Below are 16220 nucleotides of genomic sequence, written 5' to 3' on the forward strand. Positions count from 1 at the left end.
TCCACGGACTGCTCCACGTCGTCGGCCTCGCGTTGCTGCTGTTCTCGCTGATCGAACGAGAGGTCCGGCGTTCCACCGGTCCGACCGGAACGGTCGCCGGTCTCTACGCTGGCCGACCCGCCAAGCCCACCGGCCGGCTCCTACTCGAAGCCCTCTCCGGCCTGCGTCTCGTGCCCGCCCGCGACGGCCAGCCCGCCTACATCCCCCGGCCCACACCGCTCCAGCAGCGCGTACTCAACCTCCTCGGAGTAGACCCGACCAAACCCCCGTGATCACGAAACGGGCAGGTCAAAGCATGAAAACCAAACGTGCGGAGTACAGGAGCCCCGCGCTCAGCACGGCCGGAAGGTTCAGCAGCCATGCGGGGCGCCCTAATCGGTTTCGGAGACGGACTCGGGAACGGTCGAGTTTCACGGACTACCTCCTTGGAACTGCCGCCGAGATCTCGCCCGGCACACTCAGGAGCACCTGGGGGACGGAGATCAGGGAGCAGATGGAGATAGTTAGCTACCGTTCGGTAACAAGTGCAATTACCGGAGGAAATGAGGCCATGGTCGGTCGGTGATTCTTGAGATCGGTCCCATGTCCTGCTAGTGGCGTCGTGACCAGGCTTTTCGGGCGGCCGTGCGTAGTCCGTGCAGCCTGGTGCCCATCGGGGCACGCTCGATCCGCCGGCACCATCGTGCCGGCACGATGGTGCCGTCCCGTGCTCGGCCGCCCACGCGGCTCACGGCGGTGAGGCTCGGCTGGATGTGAGTTGAGGTCACCGGCGCGTGGTGAACGCGGTGGCCAGTGCGGCGAGGGCGTCGGCACGGCGCGGTAGTAGGCCCACACGCCCCGCTTCTCCCTGGTGACGAGGTCGGCGTCAACGAGGATCTTCAGGTGGTGGCTGACCGTCGGCTGGCTCCGCCCGAGCGGTTCGGTCAGCTCGCAGACGCACGCCTCGCCGCCGTCCCCGGCGTAGATCATCGATGGGTGGTTGTGATGGCCAGGCGTCGCGGGATTCAGATGCCTACCTGTCCGCCGGCTTGGCCGTGCCGTTCACGGGTGCACCAGGCGCGGGTGCACCAGGCGCCGGTGCGCCGGGCGCGGTGGGCACGGCCGGGGTGGAGCCCGGCGTGCCGCTGGAGAGCAGGGAACGGGCCAGTTGCAGGCCCGCCGCGCCCTGTGACAGCGCCTGGGTCAGCACCTCGCCCAGGCCGGCCGCGCCGTTGAGGACGATCAGCTGGTCGACCGCGCCGAACGGCTTGGCCGCGGCCTCGACGATGGCCGGCCACTGCTCGGCGAGCTGCTGGCCGATGACGGCGTCCTGGTTGACGGCGAGCGCGTCGGCGCGGGCCTTGATCGCCTCGGCCTCGGCCAGGCCGCGGGCCCGCATCGCGTCGCCCTCGGCCGAACCGACGGCCCGCTTGGCGTGGGCGTCCGCGTCGCCGATCGCGCGGGTCGAGGCCGCCTCGGCGGTTGCCAGGACTCGCACCTGCTGCGCCCGGGCGTCCGCCTCCGTCCGGACCCGGGTGGCGTCCGCGGCGGCGGCCAGCTCGATCTGGCGGGCGGCCGCCTCGGCCGAGCTGATCTGGGCGTCACGGGTGGCGCGGGCGAGCGTGGTCTGCTCGTAGGCGCGGGCGTCGGCCGGCTTGCGCACGGACACCTGTAGACGCTGCTCCTCCAGCTCGGCCTCGAGCTGGGCCACCTTGGTCTGCTCGACGACGACCTGCTGGTGCGCGGTGGCCTCGGCCAGCGGGCCGGCCTGGGTGGCGCGGGCCGAGGCCTCGTCGACCTCAGCCTGGAACCCGGACTGCTTGATCGAGCTGTTCCGGTTCGCCTCCGCCTTGAGAGCCATGGCGATCTGCTCCTGCTCGGTGGCCTCCCGGTCGGCCTCCGCCTCGGCGATCCTGGCCTGCGCGGCGACGGTGGCCACGTGCGGGCGCCCGAGGTTGCGGATGTAACCGGTCGGGTCGTCGATCTCCTGCACCTGCAGCGAGTCGACGATCAGGCCGAGCTTCTCCATCTCGGTTCCGGAGCTCGCCCGGGTCAGCTGCGTCAGCTTCTCCCGGTCCCGGATGAGGTCCTCGACGGTCAGCTGGCCGACGATGGCGCGCAGATGGCCGGCGAAAACGTTGTGCACCCGGGTGTCCATCTTGTCCTGCTGGTCGAGGAACCGGCGGGCGGCATTCGCGATGGACGCGTAGTCGTCACCGACCTTGAAGATGACCACACCCCGGACACCGACCGGGATTCCCTGCTGGGTGACGCATTCGATGCCGAGCTGGGCGGCCCGCAGATCCAGGGACATCCGGCGGACGGTCTGCACGCCCGGCGGTACCAGCACGCCCTTTCCGGTGACTATCTTGAATCCCAGGCTCTCGGCCACGGCGTCGTTCGGGTCCTTGTACGCCCGCATCCCGGAGATGATGAGTGCCTCGTTCGGTTCGGCCACCCGCCACATCAGTTTGAACAACGCGACGGCCAGCACGGCGCCGACCGCGACCGAGATGAGGATGATCATCATGTTGCCTCCGCTTCACCCCACGGGAGATCTGGTCAACGGGCGTCAGCCGGCCCGCGGCGGGGCACAGCGGTTGGCGCGCCGGGGCACCGTTGGCCGGTGGGTGGCCACGACCGCGGTCACAGTCTGATCACCAGCACGGTGCGAGGAGGGAAATACTCGACGACGAGAATGCGCGAGCCGACGGCGAAGGTCACCCCGTCGTCGGCCGCATAAGCGTGGAATGCCTCGGAGCCGCCCCGTACCGCGAGCATGACCTCACCGACCATGCCCGGGGCTATCTTTCCCGTCACCCGTCCTGTTTTGCCGATCACTGTCTGGTCGGCCATCGGCCCCTCCACGCGACAATTAATGATCGTAGGCTTTTCCGGTCGACTGGCAATGCCTGTGCCCGGCGAAAAGCTGTCGTCAGCGCGACTGTGGCCGCACTTCACAATCATCGCAGGTTGTCAGGTGGATGGCGGTCCCGTGCGCCGGCCGGTGGGAAGTCGGGACCGGCTCCCCGCCCGGTGACGGGGTCTGGCCGCGCGAGGTCTGCTCCGCCTGGGGATTTGCCGTGCGGGGCCTGGCGGCCGGGACGAGTGGGCGGGGTGACCACCCCGCCCACTCGCCGCGGCGAAGCCGGAGCCCGCGCCGTCAGGCGTTCGGGTCGAAGGAGATGCCCGCAGGCATCGCGCGCTCGAGGTGGTAGTTGAAGTTGCCGTCCTTGAGACCGAAGACCGCGCTGCCGAAGTTGGCCGCGCTCAGCGCGTCACGGACCCCGGCCGGATAGCCGTTCCAACCGACCAGAGTCGGGTAACGCCAGGTGTGGAGCTCGTTCTCCGGCGGCTCGTCGCCCGAGTTGGCGAGACGGAAGTCGTGGGTGCCGACGCCGTCCTTGTGGTAGACGATCTTCGGGTGGTTGCCGTCCCAGCGGACCTGGCTGCGGGGGTAGACGTTGAAGCTGCCGTGGGCCGAGGCGGAGACGTACTGGGCCTGGTTGTTCTGCACCCAGACCACGACATGCTCCCAGTCGTGCCGGTGGCCGCCGATCGTCGCCTGGTCCTTCTCGAAGTAGAGGCCGTACAGAATCGCGCACCAGCCGTTGTTGCACTTGTAGCGGGCGTAGCCGTTCGTGTTGTTGAGGTCGGCCAGGTCGTGGCAGCCACCGTTGAGCGCGCCGGACGGGTTGAGCCCGCCGTTGACGGCTCCGTTCGCCCCGATGGCGGGCGTCGGGTAGCACCCGTCGGTGTCGTAGTCGTAGGCCGGCTGGTACGTCTGTTCCATGGTGTCGGCGTTTCCGGGCAGCGCGGCCGGGGGTGCCGCGAGCGCAATCKTCGGAAGCGCGACGACGAGCGCCAGGGCGCCGCCGATCACGAGCGAGAACCGGCGGATGCGCGTTTTCTTCCTCACCACGTCCTCCTGGTCGACCGCAGCATGGGCAGGGCGGTCGGATGGGCATGCTGTCTCCAGCATTTCGGCTCCCCCCGACAACCGCGGCCGGGCCGGGTTTCCCCGTGATGAAGCGTTGGCCAATACTGGGAATGAACGCGCAGGTCGGCATCGCGCCGTCCCCGGCCCGCCCGGCGTTACAGTGCTGGCGCCGGGCGGTTCACCTGGTTCGATGCCGGGGAAGCGCCTGCGAACTCCGCGGCGGGAGATCGCCGCGACGCTCCGGCGGGAGCCCCGGTCCGGGCTCCCGCCGGCCTGGGGTTAGAAGACGCCGATTCCCGCGGCCTCGTTGCGCTTGCGCCACTCCTCGCGCGACATCCGGGTGACGTCGACATCGGCGGCCAGCCCGCGCAGCGCGCCCACGGTGGCCTGCTCCCTCGGCGTGTGGGAGAACGGGTCCCAGCCGAAGAAGCGGCTGGCGTTCTCCCAGGTGATCTGGTGGATCTCGTCGTCGCGGCAGCCGGCCTGCTGGAGCTCGTTCCAGGCGTGCTCGGGTGACTCGGGCCAGGTCGTGTCGGTGTGCGGGTAGTCGCACTCCCAGGCGATGGTCTCGATGCCGATCTGCTCGCGCAGGCGCAGCCCGGCCGGGTCGGTGATGTAACAGGCCAGGAAGTGCTCCCGGAACACCTCGGAGGGCAGCTTGCCGCCGAAGTCGTTGTGGATCCAGCTCTGGTTCTGGAAGTGCCGGTCGACGCGGTCCAGGTAGAACGGGATCCAGCCGATGCCACCCTCGGAGAGGGCCACCTTCAGCTCGGGGAAGCGCCGCAGCGTCGGGCCGAAGAGCAGGTCCTGCGCGGTGAGCATGGTGAGCTGGGACGGAATGACGATCATGTGGTCGATCGGCACCTCGGGGGCGAGCTTGACGATGTCCCAGGCGCCGCCGATGTGCAGGCTGAGCACCATGTTCTCGTCGACGAGGGCCTGCAGCATCGGGTCCCAGTGGCCGGAGAGGAAGCTCGGCCAGCCCTGCGCGTGGGGGGCCTCCAGGAAGCTGATGGAGCGGCAGCCCTTCGCGGCGATCCGCCGGATCTCCTTCACCGCGAGCTCGACGTCCCACATCGGCACGATGCCGAGGGGGATGAACCGGCCCGGGTAGGCGCCGCACCACTCGTCGATGTGCCAGTCGTTGTAGGCCTGCAGCATGATGAGCGAGAGGTCCTTGTCGAGGGCCTCGGAGAACGTGCGGGCGTTGAAGCCCGCCATCGTCGGGAAGCACATCGAGGCGAGGACGCCGTTGGCGTTCATGTCGCGGACCCGCTGGTGGACCTCGAAACAGCCCGGACGTAACTCGGTGAAGGCGCCGGGGTTGAATCCCCACTCCTCCCGGTGCCAGCCGACGGTCGCCGCCATACCGAACGGTGTGGACGTCTTCTCGCCCTGGAACACCCACTCGTCGACGCCGGCCTCGTTCCGGACGACCTTCGGCACGGAATCGAGCCACTTCGCCGGGACATGGTTCTTGTACATGTCCGGCGGCTCGATCACGTGGTCGTCGATGCTCAGCAGAATCATGTCGTCCATGTGCATGGTCCGGATTCCTCTCGCTGTGGACCGATCCGTGGTGAGTGGACCGGCCGTCGTGGACCGACTGGTCGTGACGGGAGGTGGGCCGCTGTCTCCGGTGGCGGTACCGCGCCCTCCGGCGCGCACACTCCGGCGCGCACGGGAGCCGGGTGGCCACCTCCCGTCGCCGAGCCGTGGTTGTGATCCTCGTCGCCCGGCGGGGCGCCGGGCGACGGACAATGCTAAGGATGGCAGCGTAATTCAGACCAATCCCCGGCGTCGACGTTCTGCCCGGTCAGGGATCCGTCCAGAACGGCCAGCCGTGGTGGCCGGGCCCGGCCGCTCCACCCGCTCTGCCCGGTCCGTCCGGCTGCTCCGCGCGCTTGTTCAGCCCCCGGGACCCGCGGGCCCGTCGGGGCTGGCGGTGGGGCTCACCGCGGGGGCGGGCGCGTCGGCGGCGTCCACGGGGTCGGGCGGGGTGCGGGCCTCGATCTCGGTCAGGTATCGCTCGACCAGGTCGATCGTCTCGCGGTGGCCCATGGTCATGCCCAGCGCGCCCTCCATCACCAGAACCCGGGAGACGCTCGCCATCAGGCACGTCACGACCACCGGCGGGATCGTGGCCGGATCGACTCCGGCGGCGGTCAGCACTCGCGACAGGGTGGCGAGCTCCGCCTCGCGGAACCGCTCGGCGTAGGCGGCGATCTCCGACCGGATGGCCTTCCGGTGGTTCGCGAGCGCCATGAACTCGACCATGAGGGTCGTGCCGCGCGAGTCCAGGTCGACGTCCCACAGCGCCCGCAGGGGCCGCGGCGAGGCCAGTGCGCGCCGCTGGCGCTCCAGGTTGGCCTCCGCGCCGCGCCGGAAGACGGCGAGGAACAGGTCGTCCATGGTGCGGAAGTAGTAGTGCACGAGGGCGGGCTTGATGCCGGCCTTCGCCGCCACCCGCCGCGAGCTGACCGCGGCGTACCCCTCCTCGAGGATGATCTGGGCCGTCGCGTCGAGCAGGGTCGTGCGGGTGCTCGAGTCCTCCGCGCCGAGGCGGCGGGGCGAGGTCATGCCGTCACCGCCGCGCCCGGGGCGCGGCCGTGTGGCGCGGCTGGTGCGGAGCGCGGTGTCCGTCCGGTGTTTCCTTGACCATTCGGCGGCATGGCGCTGTGCACCCGCCGAGCATAGCCTTCCGACTGGTCTGAACAACGGTGTCGCGCCATTACGCCGCGAGTGTCGGGAATCTCAACTATTCTTTCGTAACGTGACCGCCTCCGTATATTCGTCCGGCGGAGCTTTTGAACCCGTCGGCGTCGGCCTGGCACGGATGGCCGGCACAGCCGATGCGGCCGGCACAGCTGATGCGGCCGGCACAGCTGATGCGGCCGGCACAGCTGATGCGGCCGGCACAGCTGATGCGGCCGGCACAGCCGATGCGGCCGGCACAGCCGATGCGGCCGGCACAGCCGGCGCAATCGGCATGGTCGACATGCGGCGTGGGGCGCGGGTTCTCGGCGGCAGCCACCACTACGAAGGTGACCGGCTCGTCACCGGCTGGCATTCCCACGATCTGCACCAGATCGAGTACGCCATTTCCGGGATGGTCGAGGTCGAGACCGCCGGCACCCACTACCTCCTGCCGCCGCGGCAGGCAGCGTGGATCCCGGCCGGTCTCGAGCACAGGGTCACGATCAACTCGGCGGTCCGCTCGATCGCCGTGCTGTTCGACCCCCGGCTGATCGACCGGCCGGGGGACCGCGCCCGGATCCTCGCCGCGCCGCCGCTCGTCCGGGAGATGATGATCTACGCTCGGCGCTGGCCGATCACCCGCCCGAGCGGTGATCCGGTGTCCGACGGCTTCTTTCGCACGCTCGGCCACCTCGTCGTCGAGGCGCTCGGTCACGAGGCTCCGCTGAGCCTGCCGACCTCGACCGATCCGGTCGTCGCCGCGGCCATCTCCTATACCCAGCGCCACCTCGACGCGGTCTCCGTGGCCGAGGTCGGCCGGGCGGTCGGCGTCTCGGAACGGACCCTGCGCCGCCTGTTCCGCACCGCCCTCGGCCTCTCGTGGCGGCACTACCTGGTGCAGGCCCGGCTGCTGCGGGCGATGGCGCTGCTCGCCGACCCCACCCGGTCGGTGCTCGAGGTGTCGACCGCCGTCGGCTTCGAGAGCCCGAGCGCCTTCGCCCGGGCCTTCGCCCAGTACTGCGGCGAGCGCCCGTCGGCCTACCGGCAGCGGATCGGGGTGGTCCCTCCGGCCCTGGCCCCGGTGGGACGGCGTCCGCACCGCGGCGGGCGCTGACCACCCGGCGAGCCCGGCGACGTGTGCCCGCGACCAGCTCGGCGGCGGACGTATGGACACTATGTCTACCGAACTAGTTGACAAATGGTGCCTCCAATACCTACGTTCTGACCATGGCTGAGCACCCGCGCCTTGTTCGTCGTGCTCATGTTGACCTCCGCCGCGTCGCCAGCGCGCTCTGTCTGCCGGTCGGCTGACCGCCCGCCACTGCCCGGAACGCCGCGGGCCGTAGGCCGCGGGTCGCGCCACGCGGGTAGTGCTCCCGTGGCGTCTGCCGCCCCCGGTTACTGGCCGCGTCTCCCGCTGAGCCGAACCGTGCCGCGCACACACCGCCAGACATCCGCGTACTCCCGCCGCCGGTGCGGGAGGCGCCCCACCGTGCAGGCCTTCGACGGTCGTCGACCCGGTGGGTCGACACGCGCGTGAGGAGGATCTCCGTGCCCATCCGGAGCGCGAACCCGCCCACCATCTCGCCGACCGGCCTCGCCGGGCCCGGAAACGATCGCAGGGACACCTCGAAAGGCGCCGGATCGGCGGCGGCCGTACTGCGCGCCGTCCTCGATCACGGGCCCGTCGCGAGGGGGTTCATCGGCACCGCGACGGGTCTCAGCCCGGCCGCGGTCTCACGGCAGACCGCCGACCTCATCTCGCTCGGGCTGCTGCGGGAGCTGCCGGTCGCTGCCGGCGCGCCGCGGGCGGGGCGGCCGAGCGTGCCGCTCGACGTCGACACCGACACCCACCTCGCCTGCGGCGTGCACATCGCCGTCCCCATGCTCACCTTCGGAATCGTCGACCTGCGGGGCCGGGTGGTCGCCCGCGAGGAGCTGCCGCACCGGGGCGAGGCCGACGACACGCTCTCGACCATCGTTCGGCACCTGCCCGGATTCCTGCGCCGGCACGCCGGCCACCGCCGGGTCCTCGGACTCGGCGTGGTCACGGGCGGCCACGTCGACGCACGGACCGGCGTCGTGGTCGAACACGAGCCGCTGGGCTGGCGGGACCTGCCGTTGGGCCCGCTGCTGGCCGCCCGCACCGGCCTCCCGGTGAGCGTGGACGGCCATGCCCGTGCGCTGGCTCAGGCGGAGATCCTCTTCGGTGAGCCGCGGGCCCGGGCAAGCCTCGTGCACCTGTTCGTGGGCCATGTGGTGGACGCGGCCATCGCCACCGGCGGAGTCGTGCATCACGGCCTTCGCTCGGCGGCGGGCGGGGTGGCGCACCTGAACCTGCCCGGGGCCGACCTGCCGTGCTCCTGCGGCGGCCGGGGCTGCGCCCAGACCGCACTGTCGGACCGCGCGCTGCTCGTGAAGGCCGTCGAGCTCGGAGCCATACCGCGACCGGAGGCCGAGCTCCTGCTGGGGGCGGCCCGTGCCGGCGACGACCTCGTGGTGGGACTGCTGCGCCAACGGTTGCGGGGGGTCGCCAGGATCGCCGCGACGCTGCTCGACATGCTGGACCCGGAACTCCTCGTCCTGACCGAGATGTCCGCGATCTACCTGCCGCACCTGCTCCCGGACCTGTACGAGGAGATCGCCCGGCTCTCGCGCGCGTGCGGGGACCCGGAGCGGGTCGTGCGCCCCAGCAGCTTCGGGACGGACGTGCTCGCCGTCGCCGCGGCGGCGACCGTACTCGACTCGGTGCACCGCAGCCCGCGCACGGTGCACACCCGCCGCGACCGGCAGGCCACCAGGGCGGCCGAGTGGTCACGACCCCCGGTAGCGGCTCCGTAATATTTCCATCCGATCGGAAATCATTGACCTGGCGAATTAACCGAGCAACGATGGAATTGTGAAGGACGCCGCCGGGCAGCGCCCCGTGGGAACTCGGGGGAATGTTCTCCCGGTCTCCGTGGATCGATGTACGGCTCCGGGTGGGCGCCGCTCCGGCGGCTTCTTCCGGCGTGGCTCCCACTGTTCCGTCCTCGTCCAGCGCTGAATYTCCACCATCCCCGGTGGATTAATGCTGGCCGGGGGAGTGTCGCGCCGCACCGGTGACCCGTAACCGCGCTCCATTGTCAATCTCTGCCCGCGCTGGTTGCCGGGAGGATGGTTGGCGCGTGTATTCGGGATGATTCCCGAAACCGGTGCCGGCATGTTCTCGACCGCGTTTTCAGGCGGTCCTTCTCCCGGTACCCGTACGCATTCGCGATCCGAAGGGAAATGTGACGATGACCAGTCAGGTCCAGACACTGATCGACGTCCGGCCGTTGTCCGGATACACCGGCGCCGAGATCCACGGCGTCGACCTGCGGGAGGAACTCGACGACGCGACCATCGCCGAGATCCGGTCCGCGCTGCTGACCTGGAAGGTGGTGTTCTTCCGCGACCAGAACCTGGACCACGCCCAGCAGGTGGCGTTCGGGCGGCGCTTCGGCAAGCTCACTCCCGCCCACCCGCACGAGACCGCGCCCCCGGAGGGGTTCCCCGAGATCCTGCCGATCGACAGCCGGCGCTACGCGCAGCTCTTCGGCAACCGGAAGGTCACCTATGACAACGGGTGGCACACCGACGTGACGGCGCTGGTCAACCCGCCCGCCGGGTCAATTCTGCGCGCCGACATCGTCCCGCCCTACGGCGGTGACACCGCCTGGACGAACCTGGTCGCGGCCTACCAGGCCCTGCCCGAGCCGCTGCGGACGCTGGCCGACAGCCTGCGCGCGCGGCACAGCTTCAGCCTGCCGATCTTCGACGGTGGCGAGTACGGGAAGCGGATCGCCTCGAACCCGCTGGTCGCCATCCACCCGGTGGTCCGGGTGCACCCGGAGACCGGCGAGCGGGCCCTGTTCGTCAGCCCCAGCTTCACCGCGCGTGACAACGAGATCATCGGCCTGTCCGCCCGGCAGAGCCACCGTGTCCTCGAGTTGTTCTACGAGCAGATCGCCCGGCCGGAGTTCACGGTGCGGTTCAAGTGGAACCCGGGTGACATCGCCTTCTGGGACAACCGCGCCACGGCGCACCTCGGGCCGTCCGACCTCGGTCATCTCGACTTCGACCGGGTTCTCTACCGGGTGACCCTCGAGGGCGACGTCCCGGTCGGTGTCGACGGGGCGGAGTCGGAGCTGGTCGCCGGCCGGCCGTTCCTCGGCTCCTGACCGTCGCCCGCGGCGTCCTGAACCCCTGACCGCCGGCGCCGACCCAGTCGGCGCCGGCGGCTCCTGCCACCTGGAGAAACCCATGCACCATCGACGGACCCGTGGGCGGCGGCTGGCGCTCGCGTCCGCCGGCCTGGCCGCCCTGCTGACGGTCGGCCTCGCCGCGTGCGGCGGCGGCGACTCGGACCCGGCCGCCCCCGCGTCCGGCGGAAAGGCCGGCACGCTGCGGATCGGCGACCAGAGCAAGTTCCTGGAGCTCCCGATCGCGCTGTCGGGCGCGGGCCGTGACACCCCCTACAAGCTGAACTGGAACAACTTCGCCGACGGGCCACACATGAACGCCGCGTTCAGCGCGGGCCGGCTCGACGTCGGTTTCATGGGCGACACGCCGGTCCTGTTCGCGAACGCCGCGGACGCCGGAGTGGTCGCCGTGGCCGTGGCGGAGAACAGGGTGAACAGCCAGACCATCTTCGCCTCCGCCGGCTCCGGCATCCACAGCCTCGCCGACCTGAAGGGGAAGCGGGTCGCGTTCACCCGGGGGACCTCCCTGCACGGCTATCTCCTCAACCAGCTCGACTCGGTCGGGCTCACCCAGGACGACGTCACCCCGGTCAACGTCCCGGCGGCGAGCCTGCCCGCCACCTTCTCCTCCGGAGCCGTGGACGCCGTGGTGTACGTCCGCCAGTTCGGCGCGGCGGTCACCGCGCAGAGCGCCGGGTCCTACGAGGTGGAGACCAAGCCGCTGCCGCAGTACTCGGTGCTGCTCGCGGCGAAGGACGCGCTGGCGGACCCGGCCCGCCGCGAGGCGGTGCGGGACTTCGTGCTCCGCCTCTCCCGGGCCTCGGCGTGGCCCAAGCAGAACCCGGACGAGTGGATCCAGAAGTACTACGTGGAGACGCTCAAACAGGATCCGGTCGCCGCGCGGAAGTACTTCGAGAGCCTGCCGGAGAGCAGGTACACCCCGGTCACGGCGGCGTTCGTCGACAGCCAGCGGACCCAGGCGAAGCTGCTCGCCGACGTCGGGGAGCTGCCCCCGTCGCTGAACGTCGACGACGAGGTCGACAAGGCGTTCACCACCGAGCTGACCGCGGCGTTCACCACCGCGAGCCTGCCGACATGAGCACTCTCCCGAGCACTCTCCGCCCACGGCAAGTCGAAGGGAGGACGACATGACCGAGGTCATCGGTGAAGCCGCTCCCGCGCCCGGCCTTGTCAACGTGCCCGTGACGTCCGGCGTGCCTGTGGCGTCCGGCGTGCCTGTGGCGTCCGGCGAGCCCGCTGGCGCCGGACCTGACGGGCCCGTGGCTCCCCTGCTCGAGGATCCGACCGGCAAGCGGAACCGCGCGCGGCGCGCACGGGCCGTCCCGTCGTGGGCGCGTCGATTGGCCGGTCCGGCGCTGCTGCTGCTCGGGTGGTTCGCGGTCACCGGATTCGACCTGGTCAGCGACCGCGCGTTCGCCTCGCCCGGCGCGGTGCTCGACGCCGCCCGGGAGCTGTGGGGCTCGGGCGAGCTGGCCGACAACCTCGGCGTGTCCCTCTACCGGGTCGGCTGGGGATGCGCGCTCGGGGTGGCGATCGGCCTGGCGCTCGCCGTGATCGCCGGCTTCTTCCGGTTCGGGGAGGACGTCGTCGACTCGGCGATGAACTTCCTGCGCACCATTCCGGTGATCGCCCTGCTCCCGCTGATCATCGTGTGGATCGGCATCGGCGAGGAGGCGAAGATCTTCCTCATCACCGCCGGCGTGGTCTTCCCGATCTACATGAACACCTTCGCCGGGATCCGGAGCGTGGACATCAAGCTCGTCGAGGCGGGCCGGGCCTTCGGGCTCGGCCGGGCCGGTCTCGTCCGACGGGTGATCATTCCCGGTGCCCTCCCGGGCTTCCTGGTGGGGCTGCGCTGGTCTCTCGGCGTCGCCTGGCTGCTGTTGGTGTTCGCCGAGCAGGTCAACACCGACTCCGGCATCGGCTACCTGCTCAACAGCGCCCAGGCCTGGAACCGGACCGACATCATGGTGCTCTGCCTGGTGATCTACGGACTCCTCGGTCTGCTCTGCGACGGCTTCGTCCGCCTGCTCGAAAGGAGCCTGCTGTCATGGCGACGCGGATTCTCCGGGACCTGACCGGCGCCGACGAGGCGGCCGCGGCGATCCGGGTCCGCGGGCTGACCCGGGTGTTCGGCGACCACGTCGTGCTGGACGGCCTCGACCTGACCGTCGCGCCCGGCGAGTTCGTGGCCCTGCTGGGGCGCAGCGGGTCGGGCAAGAGCACCCTGCTGCGGATCCTCGGCGGGTTCGACGACGAGGTCAGCGGCGAGGTGCTCGCCGCCCGCCGGCGCGCGGTGGTCTTCCAGGAGCCGCGGTTGCTGCCGTGGACGCGGGCGCTGGGCAACGTCGTCCTAGGCCTGCCCGGCGCGGACGTCGACCGGCGCGGGCGCGCCGCGCTGGCGGAGGTCGGGCTCGCCGGGCGCGAGCGCTCGTGGCCGGTCACCCTCTCCGGCGGCGAGGCCCAGCGGGTCGCGCTGGCCCGTGCCCTCGTCCGCGAACCGGATCTGGTCATGCTCGACGAGCCGTTCGGCGCGCTCGACGCGCTCACCCGCATCCGGATGCACGCCCTGCTCCAGGAGCTGTGCCGCCGGCACCGCCCCGCCGTCCTCTTCGTCACCCACGACGTGGACGAGGCGATCCTGCTGGCCGACCGGGTCCTCGTCCTGACCGACGGCCGGCTCTCCCTCGACGTCCCCGTGGGCCTGCCGACTCCCCGGCCCCGGGCCCATCCCGCCTTCGCCGCCCTGCGCGCCCGGCTGCTCACCGAGCTGGGCGTTCGTGACCTGGCCGAGGCCGCAACCTGACACCCCGACGGGGCCGTGGTCTGCGGCGGCCGGGCGCGGGGTAGGCAGGCCGGTATGCGCACAGGCCGAGGCATGCTCATCGTGGCGTCACTGTCGCTCGCGGCGTCGGTCGCCGGCTGCGGTGGGTCGGACGGACCGGCGGACCAGGCCGTGTCGGCTCCGCCGGGCCCGCCGGTCGTCTCCGGGACCAGCCAGCCGCCAGCCGCGTCCACCGCGCGGCCGACCGCCGTGACGGGCTCGACCGGCCCGTCCGCCGGGATCCCGGTCACGGGTGCCGGCGGTGCCGGGCCGGCCTGCGTGTCCACCGGCCTCGCCGCGTCCCTCGAGGACGTCCAGGGCGCGGCGGGTCATGTCTACGGGCGGATCGTGCTCAGGAACACCGGTCCCGGCACCTGCTCGGTCGTCGGTTACCCCGGTGTGTCGGTGGTAAACGCCACCGGTGGCCAGGTCGGGGCGGCGGCTGACCGCACGGGGCCGGCGGGCACCCCGGTGACGCTGCCACCGGGCGGCAGCACCGGCGCGACGCTGGCGATCACGCAGGCCGGGCTGCTTCCGGGCTGCGAGGAACCAGGTCAGGCGGTGCGGGGCTCGAATCTGCGCGTGTACCCGCCCGACGACCGTGGGAGCCTGCTAGCGGCACTGCCGGCCGGTGTCGAGACGTGTCGGGATCCGGCTGTGCACCAGCTCGCGGTCGGTGCCTTCGGCCAGCCCTGACCGTCCTGGTCACCGGCGCGCGCGCCGCGCCGCGGTGACGATTCCGCCCGGCGGTCGAATTCCGGGGTGGGTGCCACCGAAAGGGGCGGCGGGCCAGCCCGGACCAGCCGGCCGGGTTACGGTGTCCAACGGTGGCACGCCGCCGCCCGGTCGCCGAACCCGTCCGCGAATTCTTCTCCGCTCGCCTTTCGAGGCGATGCGCGCCGGTCCCAGTTCCAACGCCTTCGTCGTCTTCCTGGCGCGCCGGCTCAGCGGATTTTCTCCGGCCCCTGCCCCGGTTGCCACCGCGTCGAATCCGTGGCTTGAAATCGGAGCAGAGAGCGAGCCCGCAGTCGATGGACCGCATCCGCTTCCTCAACGCGTTCGACACCGCCCTGCTCGAATACCAGCTCCTACACGCCGACGTGCCGATAAACGTGAACTGCCTGCTTCTCGGTACCGGACCGGCTCCTGGAATCGACGAGCTGCGCGCTTTTGTCGCCGAGCGCCTGCGCCGGTTCCCGCTGTTGACCGAGCGGCTCGTCTGCCTGCCGGGGCGCCGCGCGAGATACGGCTGGCGCGCCGATCCCGAGGTCGACCTGGACTGCCTCGTCCGCGAGCACCCGGTGTCGTCGGCCGCGCCCGCACCCCCGTCCGTGGACGGGGCCGCGGCGGCACCGGGGTTCGCCGGGACGGCGCTGCGCGACTTCGTGGAACGGCTCAGCGGCGCGGTGGTGCCGCTGTCGGGGCCGCCGTGGCAGCTGTGGCTGCTGCGCTCCGCCGACGACACCGAGTTCGCCCTGTTCTACCGGGCCAGCCACATCCAGCAGGACGGCACGGCGAAGAACCTCGTCCTCTCGGCCCTGTTCGGCATCGGTACCGACCCGATGGCGTTCGTCCCGCCGCAGCGGCGCGAACCCGGTCGCGCCCGGGCCCGGGAGGTCGGAGCCGCCGCCGCGCGCTCCCTGCGGTGGCTCACCCCCGCCGCCGGGTCGGCGGTCCTCGCGGCTCCGTGGGCGGGGCGGACCACACACAGCTGGGAGACGACGTCCCTGTCGCTGCTGCGCTCGATCGGCGCCGCGGTGGGCGGCACCGTCAACGACGCCTTCCTGGCGGCGCTCGCCGGCGCCCTGCGACGGTGGACCGGCGCGGACGGCGCGGACGGCGCGGGCGATGCGGCTGGTGTGGGTGGCGCTGGCGGCATGGTCAGGGCGGGGGGTGCGCTGTCCGGCCGGGCCGGTGGGATGGCGGTCGCGATGGCCGTCAGCACCCGCCAGCCGGGGGAGCGCGCGATGCTCGCGAACTTCGTGGCGGGTGCCCGCGTCGTCCTGCCGTGCGCCGAGCCGCTCCCACTCGGCCGCCTGTTCGCGGTACGTGACCGGACGGATCGTCTCAAGCAGGGCGGCACGCTCGGCCTGGGCGAGCGCCTGCTCTTCGAGCTGCTGCCCGCGCGGGCCCGGCCCCGCCTGTTCGGCGCCGGGCTGAGTGGACGTTCGTCGGTGCTGTCGGTGTCCAACCAGGCCGGGGCGCCGGGCCCACTGGCCGCGGCCGGACGGCCGATCACGACGGCCGTGCCCGTCCCGACCCTGTTCCCGGGCGAGCGGCTCGCCTGCCACCTCGGCGGCCTCGGTGACACCGTGAGCGTCGGGACGGCCGCGGACGCCGGTCTGCCCGGATCGCGCGATCTCGCCCGGCTGTGGGCGGCGGAGGTCACGCTGCTCGCCGACGCCGTCCGGGCGTTCGCCGGGAACCGGGCGCTGCCATGACCCGGACGCCGGCCCCGCGCCGGGCCCGGGCTGTGCGAGGGGGCTGGCTTGGGCGAGGGGGCTGGCTTGTGTCGGGGGGCTCGGCTGGGCGGGTG

14 protein-coding genes and 2 pseudogenes are annotated in these 16220 nt (G+C 71.6%); 10 read left to right on the forward strand and 6 right to left on the reverse strand.

Annotated elements, in window-relative coordinates; genetic code table 11:
- Positions 1-272 (forward strand): annotated as a pseudogene (locus tag BBK14_RS37965) (IS1634 family transposase); the annotation flags it as partial.
- Positions 273-763: 491 nt separating this feature from the next.
- On the opposite strand, the pseudogene BBK14_RS34290 reads toward BBK14_RS37965, so the two are convergent.
- The 6 genes and pseudogenes from BBK14_RS34290 to BBK14_RS00030 all read right to left on the reverse strand — a co-directional run.
- Positions 764-975: pseudogene (locus BBK14_RS34290) on the reverse strand (ArsR/SmtB family transcription factor); the annotation flags it as partial.
- Between the two features lie 37 nt (positions 976-1012).
- Entirely contained in the window at positions 1013-2509 is a 1497-nt protein-coding gene (locus tag BBK14_RS00010; protein ID WP_071059082.1) for a flotillin family protein, read from the reverse strand.
- A 116-nt stretch (positions 2510-2625) separates the two neighbouring features.
- Positions 2626-2835: a hypothetical protein gene (locus BBK14_RS00015; protein ID WP_116429947.1), complete on the reverse strand. Its 210-nt coding sequence runs from the start codon at positions 2833-2835 to the stop codon at positions 2626-2628.
- Positions 2836-3142: 307 nt separating this feature from the next.
- Positions 3143-3898, reverse strand: coding sequence for an NPP1 family protein (locus tag BBK14_RS00020; protein WP_071059084.1), 756 nt, complete (start codon positions 3896-3898; stop codon positions 3143-3145).
- A gap of 300 nt (positions 3899-4198) precedes the next feature.
- Positions 4199-5464: an amidohydrolase family protein gene (locus BBK14_RS00025; RefSeq protein ID WP_020458366.1), complete on the reverse strand. Its 1266-nt coding sequence runs from the start codon at positions 5462-5464 to the stop codon at positions 4199-4201.
- Between the two features lie 363 nt (positions 5465-5827).
- A complete protein-coding gene (locus tag BBK14_RS00030) occupies positions 5828-6499 on the reverse strand; it encodes a TetR/AcrR family transcriptional regulator (RefSeq protein WP_020458367.1) in 672 nt (223 codons plus the stop codon).
- A gap of 409 nt (positions 6500-6908) precedes the next feature.
- On the opposite strand from BBK14_RS00030, the gene BBK14_RS00035 reads away from it, so the two are divergent.
- The 9 genes from BBK14_RS00035 (at position 6909) to BBK14_RS00070 (ending at position 16125) form a co-directional block, all read left to right on the forward strand.
- Complete coding sequence (locus BBK14_RS00035; RefSeq protein ID WP_020458368.1) at positions 6909-7730, forward strand: AraC family transcriptional regulator; 822 nt, start codon at positions 6909-6911, stop codon at positions 7728-7730.
- Positions 7731-7843: 113 nt separating this feature from the next.
- Positions 7844-7927 (forward strand): putative leader peptide, encoded by an 84-nt coding sequence (locus BBK14_RS41855; protein WP_368672142.1) that lies wholly within the window; start codon positions 7844-7846, stop codon positions 7925-7927.
- A gap of 240 nt (positions 7928-8167) precedes the next feature.
- Entirely contained in the window at positions 8168-9457 is a 1290-nt protein-coding gene (locus BBK14_RS00040) for an ROK family protein (RefSeq protein WP_071059085.1), read from the forward strand.
- A gap of 437 nt (positions 9458-9894) precedes the next feature.
- A complete protein-coding gene (locus BBK14_RS00045; protein ID WP_071059088.1) occupies positions 9895-10818 on the forward strand; it encodes a TauD/TfdA dioxygenase family protein in 924 nt (307 codons plus the stop codon).
- Positions 10819-10900: 82 nt separating this feature from the next.
- Positions 10901-11938, forward strand: coding sequence for an ABC transporter substrate-binding protein (locus BBK14_RS00050; protein WP_071059090.1), 1038 nt, complete (start codon positions 10901-10903; stop codon positions 11936-11938).
- 49 nt (positions 11939-11987) lie between these two features.
- A complete protein-coding gene (locus BBK14_RS00055) occupies positions 11988-12938 on the forward strand; it encodes an ABC transporter permease (protein WP_420849104.1) in 951 nt (316 codons plus the stop codon).
- A complete protein-coding gene (locus BBK14_RS00060) occupies positions 12911-13666 on the forward strand; it encodes an ABC transporter ATP-binding protein (RefSeq protein ID WP_071059092.1) in 756 nt (251 codons plus the stop codon). Before BBK14_RS00055 ends, BBK14_RS00060 begins: the two co-directional genes overlap by 28 nt.
- A 54-nt stretch (positions 13667-13720) precedes the next feature.
- Complete coding sequence (locus BBK14_RS00065) at positions 13721-14380, forward strand: DUF4232 domain-containing protein (protein ID WP_071059094.1); 660 nt, start codon at positions 13721-13723, stop codon at positions 14378-14380.
- Between the two features lie 335 nt (positions 14381-14715).
- On the forward strand, positions 14716-16125 hold the full coding sequence (locus tag BBK14_RS00070; protein ID WP_071059096.1) for a wax ester/triacylglycerol synthase domain-containing protein: 1410 nt from the start codon (positions 14716-14718) through the stop codon (positions 16123-16125).
- Positions 16126-16220: the final 95 nt, after the last annotated feature.

It is taken from the genome of Parafrankia soli (assembly GCF_001854695.1).
Taxonomy (GTDB): domain Bacteria; phylum Actinomycetota; class Actinomycetes; order Frankiales; family Frankiaceae; genus Parafrankia; species Parafrankia soli.